General features: G+C 42.6%; 9 protein-coding genes. 2 read left to right on the top strand and 7 right to left on the bottom strand.

Translation table 11 applies throughout. The annotated features are described in order from the left end of the window. Positions 1-11 precede the first annotated feature (11 nt). A complete protein-coding gene (locus HMPREF2794_RS18230; protein ID WP_022300932.1) occupies positions 12-1,454 on the top strand; it encodes an NADH-quinone oxidoreductase subunit N in 1,443 nt (480 codons plus the stop codon). 80 nt (positions 1,455-1,534) lie between these two features. Here the strand turns inward: HMPREF2794_RS18230 and HMPREF2794_RS18235 are convergent, their stop codons facing one another. The 7 genes from HMPREF2794_RS18235 to HMPREF2794_RS18265 all read right to left on the bottom strand — a co-directional run bounded on the left by HMPREF2794_RS18235 (position 1,535) and on the right by HMPREF2794_RS18265 (position 12,996). Then, on the bottom strand, positions 1,535-4,333 hold the full coding sequence (locus HMPREF2794_RS18235; protein ID WP_010536648.1) for a sensor histidine kinase: 2,799 nt from the start codon (positions 4,331-4,333) through the stop codon (positions 1,535-1,537). A 192-nt stretch (positions 4,334-4,525) separates the two neighbouring features. Continuing rightward, positions 4,526-5,740 carry a hypothetical protein gene (locus tag HMPREF2794_RS18240; RefSeq protein WP_010536647.1) on the bottom strand — a complete coding sequence of 405 codons (1,215 nt, stop codon included), beginning with the start codon at positions 5,738-5,740 and terminating at the stop codon, positions 4,526-4,528. Between the two features lie 43 nt (positions 5,741-5,783). After that, the gene (locus HMPREF2794_RS18245) at positions 5,784-8,498 is read right to left on the bottom strand and encodes a TonB-dependent receptor (RefSeq protein WP_055268577.1); all 2,715 of its coding nucleotides are present in this window, start codon (positions 8,496-8,498) and stop codon (positions 5,784-5,786) included. A 269-nt stretch (positions 8,499-8,767) separates the two neighbouring features. After that, positions 8,768-9,664: an AraC family transcriptional regulator gene (locus tag HMPREF2794_RS18250; RefSeq protein WP_010536645.1), complete on the bottom strand. Its 897-nt coding sequence runs from the start codon at positions 9,662-9,664 to the stop codon at positions 8,768-8,770. A gap of 53 nt (positions 9,665-9,717) precedes the next feature. Then, positions 9,718-11,049, bottom strand: a complete 1,332-nt coding sequence (locus HMPREF2794_RS18255) for a mechanosensitive ion channel family protein (RefSeq protein WP_081030734.1) — start codon at positions 11,047-11,049, stop codon at positions 9,718-9,720. A 56-nt stretch (positions 11,050-11,105) separates the two neighbouring features. After that, a complete protein-coding gene (locus tag HMPREF2794_RS18260) occupies positions 11,106-12,107 on the bottom strand; it encodes a DUF4435 domain-containing protein (protein ID WP_022302309.1) in 1,002 nt (333 codons plus the stop codon). A gap of 13 nt (positions 12,108-12,120) precedes the next feature. After that, on the bottom strand, positions 12,121-12,996 hold the full coding sequence (locus HMPREF2794_RS18265; protein ID WP_010536642.1) for an AAA family ATPase: 876 nt from the start codon (positions 12,994-12,996) through the stop codon (positions 12,121-12,123). Between the two features lie 106 nt (positions 12,997-13,102). Here HMPREF2794_RS18265 and HMPREF2794_RS18270 point away from each other — a divergent pair, with 106 nt between their 5' ends. Beyond that, the gene (locus HMPREF2794_RS18270; RefSeq protein ID WP_010536641.1) at positions 13,103-14,020 is read left to right on the top strand and encodes a DMT family transporter; all 918 of its coding nucleotides are present in this window, start codon (positions 13,103-13,105) and stop codon (positions 14,018-14,020) included. Positions 14,021-14,045 lie beyond the last annotated feature (25 nt).

Genomic DNA, 14,045 nt, shown 5'->3' on the forward strand with positions numbered 1-14,045 from the left:
AATTTATAAAGATGGATTATTCACAATTTCTACATATGCGGGAAGAGCTGTCGCTCATAGCAGTTTTACTACTGCTATTCCTTGCCGATCTCTTCATGAGCCCGGACGCACACAAGCAAAAAGGAACGACACCTGTCTTAAACACCATGCTGCCTGTTATCCTGATGGCAATCCATACAGCGATCAATCTGGTTCCCGGGACAACTGCCGATATTTTTGGCGGCATGTATCACTATGTGCCCATGCATACGGTTGTCAAATCAATACTGAATATAGGTACACTGATCGTTTTCCTGATGGCACACGAATGGATGAAACGCGATGATACTTCATTCAAACAAGGCGAGTTCTATGTACTTATACTCTCTACCTTGTTCGGTATGTATCTTATGATTTCCGCAGGACACTTCCTGATGTTCTTTATCGGACTGGAAACAGCCTCCATCCCTATGGCAGCATTAATTGCTTTCGACAAGTATCGTCACAACTCTGCTGAAGCCGGTGCCAAGTACATCCTTACCGCCCTCTTCTCCAGTGCACTGTTGCTCTTTGGTCTTTCTATGATTTACGGTTCCGCAGGAACACTCTATTTCGAAGACCTTCCTGCACATATCGACGGAAATCCGTTGCAAATCATGGCATTTGTATTCTTCTTTACCGGTATGGCGTTTAAACTTTCTCTGGTCCCGTTCCATTTATGGACGGCAGACGTTTACGAAGGCGCACCAAGTGCAGTTACTGCCTACCTGAGTGTCATTTCTAAAGGTTCGGCAGCATTTGTGCTGATGGCTATCCTGATCAAAGTATTCGCACCGATGATACATGACTGGCAGGAAGTGCTTTACTGGGTGACTATCGCCTCTATCACCATTGCCAACATATTCGCTATCCGTCAGCAGAACTTAAAACGACTGATGGCGTTCTCCAGTATTTCACAGGCAGGATATATCATGCTGGGTATCATCGGAGGAACAGCACAGGGAATGACTGCTTTGGTATATTACGTACTTGTATATGCTGCTGCCAATCTCGGCGTATTCGCTGTGATTACCATCGTAGCGTTACGTAGTCAGAAGTTTACACTCGAAGATTATGCAGGACTTTATAAGACGAACCCGAAAATGGCTTTCCTAATGACTATTTCCCTGTTCTCGTTGGCAGGTATCCCGCCGTTTGCAGGATTCTTCTCAAAGTTCTTCATTTTTATGGCAGCTTTCGAGGCAGGTTTCCATCTGCTGGTATTCATAGCATTAGCCAACACTGTAATTTCATTATATTACTATCTGTTGATCGTAAAAGCAATGTATATCACGCCTTCCGATCATCCGATTCCAACTTTCCGCAGCGACCGCTGCACGAAGTGGGGACTGGCACTCTGCACACTGGGTATTATCGGACTGGGTATCGCAAGCATCGTATATCAGTCTATCGATAAACTATCATTCGGAATATAAGAAACCGACTCTCTATAAAAGTAACGGTCTTGATGAGGAAATCTCATCAAGACCGTTACTTTTATAGCATTCTTACTTATCTATTTTTCTGAAACCACCACGAAACAAGGAAGACGGAACCAAAAACGCGAACCTTTTCCCGGCTCGGATTCCACTCCTATTTGCCCACCCATTTGTTCCACAATACTTTGACAGATAGAGAGACCTAAACCGGTACCATGCACAAATGAATTCAGCTTCACAAAACGTTCAAAAATATGTGACTGGCCTTCTTTGTCAATGCCAACTCCCGTATCTTGCACATAAAACTCCAGTTCTCCTCCCTCCTGTTGATAACCTACACGAATACTGCCTTCCGAAGTAAACTTAATCGCATTATTTACAAAATTGGAAATCACCTGATGCAGACGATTGCGGTCACTGATAATTCTACATTCCGCAAGATGCGGATCAAATACCAGTTCCACATTCTCCTTCACCTTCATCTGCATGGAACGGACAATATCTTCACAAAGCATATTCACATCTACATCTCCACTAGTGAATTCAAATGTACCTGCCTCGATCTTCGATAAGTCCAGTATATCCGAAATCAGTTGTAAAAGCAAGTCATTGTTCTCCTTGACAATCTGGATATATTCCCGCCGTTCCTCGATACTTTCCGTATCAACCAGCAAGTCTGAGAAACCAACAATCGCATTCAGTGGCGTACGGATTTCATGACTCATATTGGCAAGGAAAGCACTTTTCAGTCGATCCATCATCTGCGCCTTATCACGTGCCAGAATCAATTCTGCCTCCGTCTCTTTCAGCTCTGTAATATCATAATTGATCCCTATGATCTCTATTTCATTTTTCTCAGGCAGATAGGTAGTAACCACCACATTCATTCGTATCCAGTTCCACTCATCTTTATTACCCGGACGTTTCACCCTCATTTCTCCCTGGAAGTGTTTCCGGTTCCCTGTTCTTACTTCTTTATAAAAGTCAAGGATAGACTGACGATCATCCGGGTGCATATTGCGATAAACTCCCACAATATCAGCTAACGGAACATCTTCGTCCTCTCCCAAATTCTTGTACCATTGTTTAATGGCGTATCCTTTCCGATTCAAAAGATTCAACTTCGCATATCCTACTTTCGCATAGTCTGATATCAGGAGGAAGAAATTCTCAAAATCATGGATACGATTCATGGCATCAATGCTTTCCGTATTATCAATACTAATCAGGATATACCCATTAAAGTTTCCTTCATTGTCATACAGTTTGCTAACTTTCGTATATATATCAATGGTACTGGAGCGATTAGGCTGGTAATATCCTTGTGCACGTTCAAAAGAATAGCTTAAACGGAAATCCACCAAGTCTTCATCCCGTACCCGGTCACGAATATCCTGCGGCACATTGGGATTATCAAAGAAATTGACTCCGATCACATCGCTCTTATCTGCCACAGCAAATATCTCCAGATCTTTATTGTTCAAGTCGATCAAATATCCATCTTTATCATAGATCTCCACCCCTGCCGGAATATTGGCAAAAATGCTTTTAAAGAGTTTCTCGCTACGGTCCAATGCCCGGTTCGCTTTTACAGCTTCCGTAGAATCCGTAAACAGACCGACTACTTCATCTTTCTCAGGCGAATAAAGAATCCAATGGCTATACAATCCTGTATTAGGAAAGTATTCATCTTTCTCCTTATATGAGTCACTTTCCAACACATCAACCAGGAAATCCAGTTTTGATGAAGGATCACGATATATCTCGGAGGCTAAAGCCCCCATATATTCTTGCAGCGGATTTCCAAAGAAACGGGTACTGATCTGGTTAGCATCCGTTATCCGGTAATCACAAGGCTGATTCTTTTCATCGCGAATGATAGACATACGTATATATCCCATCGGCATAAAGTGGAAAAGATTTTTCAGGAAAGACTGCTCCCGGGTTACACGGTCTTTGGCTTTACGCAATTCGATGCAAATACTAATGATATTTCCCAATGAAGAGAACCACTGAAAATCTTCATTACTCCATTCATGATAAGTATCTACCAGATCAATACCCATGTATCCCCACACATGATCGCCCGCCATCAGAGGAGTGACCATCAATGAGGTGATACCTTGAACGACAAGTATCTGATATTCATCCACCGCCTCTTCCGGCAACTGCTTCAATGAGTGCAGTACAATAGGTTTGCCGGATAAGATTTGCTGGCTCCACCACTTCGATTCATCAGTAGGTATACATTGCAGACTATCTTTCTCTGCCGAAACACCTTCGGAAACAACTTCATAGATACAACTATGATGAGTCTGTGTTTTATCATACTCAAAGATATAAACACGCCCCCTGCCATGATAAATATTCAGTATATCTTTTAGGATATCCGAGATACAAGATTCTATCTCATCATCCCGAAGAAAACGAAGCAGAGATTGCGAAATAAAACCTTGACGACGAAGCAGATCATTCACACGCCGCAAAGCGTTTCGCTGTTCCTCTTCTTTGGGAGCCTCCACCCGTTGAATCACTCCGAAAGACCGGTCTCCGCCATTGTCTCCCGTACCGGCTTCACGAAAAGCCAGGCGGGTATGCAACCAGACTTCACCATATTTTGAATGAATGGGAAAGGTTTGTTCGTAAAAGTCTTTATGAATAGATGAGTTTGCGCGAAACTCCTGAAAGATTTGATCACGATAATCCTCACGCACCATATTTATAAATTCTGCTGCTGAAATAGTATCACCTTCCAATCCTAACAGGTCGCAAAGAAAATCAGAACATAAGTAATATCCTGCCGATATATCTGCTTCCCACCATCCTACTTGGGCTAGAGAAGCCATTTTTCGGTATCGTTCGTTGTCTGTTTGCATATTTTATGTCTTGTACAGTAATGAAAGAACAAATATACGAAATAGTATCAGGCAAATCATATAAAACCTGAAATAATTGCTATTAAAAAGAAAGAGGTTAAATAAGAAAATATAAATGCGGCAAGGGAGGACATTACAGTCACCTGCAAAGCCTCCCTTGAACTCTATAAAAACGGATTTCGAATTTGTATATTAGAATGAAGATAAATTAGATCCTGTCCAGCCGAACAAAGAAGCATCCGCACCGGTATTGTTTTCAGATTCAACCAATGTGTTCAAGTCACCATTCAGCTTATTACCTCCTGTGATGCTCAGCGTATTAGTAATATTAATACTGGAATTGGCGTCACCCGCACCTTTACTGTCCTTCATATCGATCAAATCGATTGTTCCGCCTGTACCTTTCACTAATGCATTCTTGATAGTAGCTTTCGCACCGCGACGTACTTTAATCACATCTTGCATACGGTCTACGTTATCTGTGGTATTGGCAGCATTGTTTACGATCGTCATGTTTTCTACTATAAAGTCAGACTGACGCAAATGATCCGGATACAGACCATCCATATTACCGTCAGCTTCGATACCGCGCGGATCGGCTTCCGTACTTGTATAGTCTCTTTCCCAAACGCCATAACAGTTCTTCAATGTACCACAATAACCTTGTGTAAAGTCGAACATATCGTCGTCCGGATTAACAGCCAACAAGTTAGTTACGTTCACCGTACCACCAAAGAATTCGATTGCATCGTCAGCACTTTCCAACACATAGATATTTTCTATTTTTGTTCCGTTACCAACACCGTTCAAGGTCAGTCCGTTATGTTCGATATCCGCAGTAGAGCGGGCACCTGCATAGCAGATTTTCACGTAAGTCAATGAACCGGAGCAATCATTGTCTACATTACCGCCGTATTTATAGTCATTGTTGATTTCAGTCAATGCTGTATCACTCTTATCGGCCTTCGAACCGGAAATAGGAGCTTTACCATTGATGATTACTCCACCCCAATATCCGGACACCGGACTTGTTGTATTTGCCGTAAAGACGATTGGTTTATCCGCCGTACCATCGGCATAGAGTTTACCTCCCTGTGCAACCAACAGATAACTGCTGAAACCTTCACGTGCCTTGATGGTAGTTCCGGCAGGAATATTCAAACGACCTCCGTCGGCAATGATGACTGTTCCGTTCAGAATGTATTCTTTCGCATCCAATGTCTGTTCACCGGTCAGTGTTCCGGACAGAATATTTTCGCCTACCACGATAGAGCTACCTGTTCCTTCACCATTTCCACCGTTTCCATTTCCATTACCATCTCCGTCACTATCACTACTACATGCAGTGAATGTCAGTGCAGTTGCCATAGCGGCAAACGTCATCAAGTTTACAAACAATCTTTTCATTTTACTTTAATAATTAGTTAATAATCTTATTTCATGATCCGGTTTAAAATGTGCACGACACTCCCAGACTGATATTTATTCCTTTTTTGTAATCGCTAAGTACCACTTCTTCTCCACTTTCATTAGCCTTGCGACTCAACTTATACGATGGGTTCAGAAGGTTACGGGCTTTCAGTGTAAGTGAGATATACTTATTCAGTTTGGCCTGCGAGACGAAGTCAAGTGTCATGATTTCCTGTTCCATGATATCCTGATAGCCTTGCGTACCGATGGTATAAATTTTATCGCTGACATAGTTGAGCACCAATGTATTGATGAAACTATGATCTCCTTTTGTGTAGTTATGAGATAAGTCAAAATTAGCAATCCAGGGGGCGGCACCTTCCAGTTGCGACCCGGTGGTAACGGTTGCCAAAGGCATTTTCGCATTCGTATAGATATACGATCCGTTCAAACCGAAAGAGAGTTTATTCATTCCGTTTGCCGCACTGCTTACCGGGCGGACAAACAGGTTTTTGCGTACCTCCACTTCCGCTCCGGCTACCGTTGCCTTATCTGCTATGTTCTCATAAGAAAGATATCCTCCGGCACTTGCTACCTCAATGCGTGAGATCGGATTCTTGATGAGTTTATAAAAGGCTGTCAGAGAAATCAGTTCAGTCGGAGTAGGATTAAAGTCCCATTTCAAATCGACGTTATAGTTGTCCGAGGGCTTCAGGTTCGCATTACCCTGACTGTTAAAGTTCACTCCTACGTAACGATAAGGAGAAATTTCCTTAGGTTGCGGCAACGTATAAGTTTTACTTGCACCCAAACGTAAGGAGTGCTTCTCACTCAGATTGTATTTCAAATTCAAACTTGGAAGAAAAAAGTCCTTTTGAATCGTGTTGTTCCCTTCCGAACCACCTTTATTCACATTATAGTCTACCTGAATATCTACATTATCATATTTCATTCCTACATTTACAATCCACTGGGGAGTAAACTGGTAAGTAGCTTCCGCATAAGCGGAATGAATATTTTTCGTGACCGAATACTTATCGATGTTCTTCTGAACGGCAAACCATCCGGAAGAAAGATTCGTCTGATTATAATAGTCGTCGAGCGAAAAATTGTCGAGTGAAGGAATGGAAGAAGCGTGTCCCACAGTCAGATTGTATTCAGTCGCTTTAAAATTATCATCAACAAACCGGCCCGCATAGCCAAGACGTATTTGAGAGATTTCTTCTACATTATCTTTCAGACGATAAACAAGTCCTGCCTTTACATTGATGTCATCTTCATCCAAAGTGGAGAAGTACCGTTGTTGGGAGTTACCTCTAAGTAAGGTGTAGCCTTCTTCTGCCTTTGTTATATTGTTGATCCGGCGGTCGGGTTCGTTTCCTTTCACAATATTATAAGAAGCACCGGCATCCAGACTCAATGTTTTGGTCAGTCCCCAGTTAGTCATCAGCTGGTTAACGATCAGCAAGTTGTCATTCGTTTGCTGGCGACGGGTAAATCCTTGATTATCATAATCATCACTAAAGATCGAGTTTTTACCGGTATAGTCACCCACAGATTGCACATTGGCATGAATCATCATAAAATTGTAACTCACATGATGACGGTTCTGCATATCATAATCCACATTGGCCAGTGCCAGCTGACTGATATTCTCGGTGTACTTCTTACCCGTCATATCTTTGTACACCGTACCACTTGTCGTTGTATTACGAATTGTTTCATCCGTATATTGATAATCTGTCGTATGTCCGGCAGTCAGGAAGAAAGAGAGCGGATTCTTGTCTTTTCCTAGATAAAACCGCTTTCCACCGGAGATGCTGTAACTTCGGTTCATCTGAAAGCTCTGACTGGAAGGGTCCAGTTTATTCTTGAATCCCCAGCTATTTTCATCGGCAGGTTCTGTTGTATTGGCAAAACCCAGAAAATTGACTCCGTCGAGTTTCAGAAAGTCGGCTGTCACTGTCTGAGTGTTCAGTCCACCGGAAATACCGATATTCAGGTTTCCGCTACCGATCAGTTCTTTGGAAACAATGTCGATCGTCGCACCGCCCACATCACTGATACCTCCGGCATTAAATGCCTTATTAACGCCAACAGACTGAATAATATCCGTACCGAAGAAGTCGAGAGAGATATTCTTATATTCCGGATCTTCCGAAGGAACAGAAAATCCGTTAAAGGTAGTCGCGTTATAGCGGTCGCCCAGTCCGCGGACAAAGACATTCTTGACTCCATCCTGTTTAGAAACCCCCACCACTTTGGTTACAGCTCCCTCCGCATCGGAAACACCTTTGCGGGAAAGCTCCTTGACGCTGACAGCCTGCACGGCAATGACTGCTTTTTGTTGTTCGAGCAACAACATATTCTCATTCTCGCGATTCTTCTTTGCTACCACCACTACATCCGAGAGTTCATGTGTATCCGTCTCCAATTCCAGATCCAAAATCACCAGTTTCCCGTTCTCCACACGAACTTTGCGGCGTACTTCCGTCTTGTATCCTATATATTTTATTTCAACATCATACATACCTTCCAACACACCGGTACTGTTCAACTCAAAATTACCGTCCATATCGGTCACAGCTCCGGCAGGAGTTCCCACCAATCGTATCGTTGCTCCAATCAAAGGTTCTTTGGAGAGCTTGTCTTTCACCGCACCTTTAATCTTGATATTGGCAGCCAATGCAGGAAGAACACACAACAAACAAAAAAAGGCTGCAACAGAAAATCTAAAAAGAAATAGTTTTTTCATCGAACTTCGCTCTACGTTTTTAATTACGTCGGCAAAGGTAGAAGGAGGAGGTTACAATACGAATACGAATCAGATACAATGGTTTGAAATAGCCGTTTCAGGTTTATTACATCGTGTTACAAACTTGTTATCAACGACTTACAATACAGCTTTAATCCACTTCTCTGTAAGATTTAATCTGCATAACGGATAATAGATTTTAGTACCCCGAAGAATAAATCTCAGGGAACAGGACTCTAAACTATTATAATAGGGTGGATACAGAAAAGCTAGATCAGTTTCTTTTTCTTCCGGTAGTTCTCGCGAAACTCTTTAGGAGAACAATCTTTTTTCTTCTTAAAGATACGATTAAAATTAGAAAGGTTATTGAACCCGCACTCATAACAGATTTCTGCGATAGACATCGTAGAATCTACCAGCAACCGCGAAGCAAAACCCAACCGGATATCAATGATATAGTCGGAAAGGTTTTTCCCCGTGCGCAATTTAAAGAAGCGGCTGAACGACACATCAGTCATTCCGACCATACCAGCCAACTGCCCCAATCGAATTTCTTCCTGATAGTGAAGATTGATATACTCCTGCACCTTTTGTACACGACGACTATCGGAATGGACATCAATCTTAGCAAAAGAAGAACTGGATAATGTCCGGGCTTCTTCCTCAAAGAGAGAGAGCTCATAGAGAATCGTCATAAATTTGATAACTGCATAGAATCCTTGCTTTTCAGAAGCAAGCGTATCCAGCATGGGATAGATCTTGAGTATAGCAGACATCGGAAAACAGAGTCCTTTCTGAGCCTTATCCAGCATCCGGCGAATAGAGTCGAACTGGTTTTTATTGATAAAGCTCTTAAAGAACAGGTCTGAAGAGAATTGAATAGTGATCTCTCGTATCTCTTTGGAACGACATTCATTTTGTTCCCATACATGTTCCAGATCTTTGCCTGTGATCAGAACCAGATCATAATCTCCTATCACTTCAGAGGAATCTCCCACAACACGTCTTACTCCCGCAGCCTTCTCTGTAAAGTTCAGTTCAAATTCAGAATGATTATGAATCGGATAAGTAAATTCCGTTTTATAACGTTCTGCAATATAGAAACAGTCTTTGTCAGACAAAGGTGTAATCTCACGGATAATCTGGTTGGGTATAGGTGTATTCATAATCAATTATAGTTAACAGTATGTATCGTTTATATAATATGCTATTTTTTGAATCAATGTTCTATCTTCACTCCTATCCGACGCAGGTCTTCACCTGAAGGATTTTGGAAGATTCGCAGACCGAACTCCGGAATGATGGCCAGCACATGATCGAACACGTCTGCCTGTATGCCCTCATACGCCACCCAAACTTTGTTGGCAGAGAAGAAATAAAGTTCCAATGGAATACCTGTCTCTGTAGGCTGAAGTTGACGTACCATGCAAGTCATTTCCTGATTAACGGTAGGCAAACTCCGCAAATAATTTGTCAGATAGGCACGGAAAACTCCCAGATTGGTCTGTCTTCGTCCGTTCACTAACACGGAATTGTCAATATCATGTTCCTTATTATATTCTTCTACTACCCTCTCCGTCTCCTCTACATAATTTGTCAATAACTGTATCTTACGATATTTCTCCAGCATTTCCGGAGTGCAGAAGCGTACACTCGTCATATCAATATTAATGGAACGCTTCACTCGACGTCCACCGGATTCCTGCATCCCTTGCCAATTCTGGAAAGAATCGCTTATCAGGAGGTAAGGAGGAATAGTCGTTATCGTATTATCAAAATTACGTACCTTTACAGTATTCAGGGTAACCTCTATCACAGTACCGTCCGCCCCATATTTTGGCATAGTAATCCAATCGCCCACTTTCAGCATATTGTTGGCAGAAAGCTGGATACCGGACACAAATCCCATGATACTGTCTTTGAATACCAACATCAGGATAGCGGCAGATGCTCCTAATCCGGTCAGTAAGACCATCGGACTCTGATTGATCAAAATACTGATAATAATGATAGCTCCTATAAAGAAAAGAATCACTTGTGCCGTTTGCAAAAGTCCTTTCAACGGTTTGTCCCTATACTGCTCCCGCTCACTGTATACTTGATAGACAGCCGTAAACAAAGCACTGATAAAACGAAGAAAAACAGCAATGATATATATCAGGCAGAGACGGCGCAGGAAATCAAGTAAATCAGAATCCGCATGCTCGGGGAATGCGATAGGAATGGCAATATAAATCAAGATAGGTGCTACCATCCGGCTGACATTCACCATCACTTTATGGTTGAATACAATATCGTCCCAAGTAGCTTTAGTCTGCTTCACCAACTTGGCCACTACCCGCAGAATAATTTTTCGACAGATCAGATTAGCCAATAAAGCAATTCCTATAATGAATAGCAATACGATCAGATTATCTATTTTGTCCGCCCAGACCTCATCCACTCCTGCCGAGACCAACGTACGGTTAACCTCCTGCATCACAGCGTTCCCTACATTTTCCGTTTCTCCATTTGCTAACGCCACACTCACCGTATCAATCACTTCTTTCATAAAATAGTTCCTCTTTTAGTTTACTGTCCTTTATTCTTTTATTTATTCCCTTCGGTTTATTTTTCCTTTGCCAGATATTCCTGAATATCCTGCCTCAGCCAATCGTAGTGGAAGAGTCGCTTATAAGCAACATTCTTCTTCAACATAATCTCCACATTCACCTGGCTATTCTGATAACAAGTCAGTTCATTCCTGAATTGTTCATTATGCTCTGCCAGTCGTTTGATTTCCTGTTCCCGTTCCCGGCGTAAGGCGGTACAGACAGGAATCAAGAGTTTCATTACCACATTATCCATCACATGATGCCCCTGCATATACAGATAGGTAGTTTCCGGGACAAGCCCCAGTTCCTTCAATTCCGGCCGCAATGCGTTGACTTGGCCGACAGAACCGGGGAAACGTGCCTTCAGTTCAGAGAGTTTCTGATTGACACGATGTTGCAGTGCTTCCAGACTGTGTTCCGGATGTTTAAGACTGATCTCACGCAAAGCTGTATAAGTATGGAAATCGTACATCGGAAAAGTATAAGTATCCCGTTGACGATAGAACCACACGTTCCATAAGAAAAGCGGATATACGATTTCGGAGTATCGCTTCAGATAAGCGTTGAAATCCAGAATAAAACGATCGTTCAATGTAGCCTGTACACATACTTCGTGAAGGCTTTCGGCAAAGCAGTGATAGTTCTCAATGGCGTATGTATAGGTCTGGAAGATATATCTGTTCCGGTTGATTTTACGAGAAGTATTCGTAGCCCCCTGCAACAGGAAATCATAATCACTGTCTACGCAGGCAATCAGGCTTCTTCCAAGTTCGGCAGTATTCAGCGTGTTCATAAGCACCATCTTCTTACCTTTCGCCAACGAAGTAGCCGAAGGGAGCATCACTTGAAAATAATGCTCGTCATTTTCAAATTCTTCGAGTAATGTGCGCCAAAAGGCAACATCATCGTAGCTCTCTACATAAGCAATGATGCGCCGGCGTGCCTTTTTTGAATATAGCTTGTGAGCAGCATTGAAGTAAGAAGAAGTCAGATTATCGCGTAGTGAAGTTGCCATGTATAGATCGTTATTAACAATTAATAGTCGGGTGGATTTTAAACCCATCCGCTTCCGTAGAAATATCGCTCACCTCTGTCACTGCATCCAGCCAGCCTTCCATGATAACGGCAGGCGAATGGGTGGTCAGAATGATTTGTACGTTGGGATTCAGTTCCCGGATCATTGAAATCAATTTCTGTTGCCACTCAATATGCAGAGAGGCCTCCGGCTCATCCATAAAAAGAACACAATGGCTGTTGTCCTGCACAAGTACCGTTAGTAGAATCACCAGCATTTGCTTTTCACCGGACGAGAGTTTATATGGAAACAGCAGTTCTCCATCCTGATAAAAGGCTATATCATTCCGACGGCGATCTATCTTTTTACGGGTGTAACTGAAAAGTTCGTCAATCATATCCTGAAAGCGACGCTTGGCAAGGGACAGAGTAGCCGCTTTATTGCGCTGTTCTTCGTCATTGCTGGAAAGCATCTCAATCATCTTATTACCGATATTAACCTGATAATCAAGATAGCGGCGTTGCAACAGATATAGTTGCCAGTCCAGTTCGGACTTCACATTCTTATCTGCCATGCGTGCCGTAAAGTCACCCATAATCAAAGGACGGTCGTAGCTACGAATCACATCGTAAGGGATGTAAGTCGCTTCGGGATTATCAAAGAAAAGGTGTACCCCGTTCTTCGCATCGCTCTTCATTTCACCGGAGAGTTGTATATCGCCCGAAAGCTGTTCGAGGTATCCCACCGAACGGTTCAGAATAGTCGTCTTTCCCACTCCGTTGATGCCGGAAAGAATATTCACATCCGGGCGTAAATCCCATCTTATATTAAAGCGGCCCCAGAGTCCGTTGATCTCGATCCGCTGGATATAGTCTGCCTGTTGTTCCATAATATTCAATTTTAATCAAGGCAAATATAAACAAATCATGCGACAAATTAGTTACCTTTGCAGCAGTTTTCAATAAAGGTAACAATTAAAAGGTATACACGAACTTATGGGTAATAATAAGAACCCGCACGGCCATCTGTTTGCACTAACTGCAAACGTAATGTGGGGATTAATGTCTCCTATCGGAAAATCGGCACTTCAGGAGTTTTCTGCAATCTCCGTCACTACCTTTCGTATGGTAGGAGCTGCAGCTGCATTTTGGATACTTTCCATCTTTTGCAAGCAGGAACATGTGGATCATCGTGATATGCTTAAGATTTTCTTTGCTTCCTTGTTTGCACTGGTTTTCAATCAAGGAGTATTTATCTTCGGACTTTCCATGACTTCACCTATCGACGCATCTATCGTAACAACGACCCTGCCGATAGTGACCATGGTCGTAGCTGCTATCTATCTGAAAGAACCGATTACGAATAAGAAAGTGCTGGGTATTTTCGTCGGTGCCATGGGAGCGCTGATTCTTATTATCAGCAGTCAGGCGGCAAGCAGCGGCAACGGAAGTCTGATTGGTGACCTGCTCTGTCTGGTTGCGCAGATCAGTTTCTCTATCTACTTAACGGTATTCAAAGGTCTGTCACAACGATATTCGACAGTGACTATTAATAAATGGATGTTTATCTACGCTTCGATATGCTATATTCCTTTCTCCTACTATGATATTTCAACTATTCAATGGGCTGCTATTCCAACGATTGCCATTGTGCAGGTACTGTATGTCGTATTGGGAGGAAGTTTCCTGGCTTATCTCTGCATCATGACAGCTCAGAGGCTACTTCGCCCGACAGTAGTAAGTATGTATAATTATATGCAGCCGATTGTGGCTTCGATTGCAGCGATTATCATGGGAATCGGGAGCTTCGGCTGGGAAAAGGGAATTGCCATTACGCTCGTGTTTTTGGGTGTGTATATTGTGACACAGAGTAAGTCTAAGGCGGATTTTGAGAAAGCGGGAAAGGAGCTGTAGGAGTTCCCTAATTCCGATTAAAATA

This window comes from Bacteroides sp. HMSC067B03, from assembly GCF_001811315.1.
GTDB lineage: Bacteria > Bacteroidota > Bacteroidia > Bacteroidales > Bacteroidaceae > Bacteroides > Bacteroides faecis.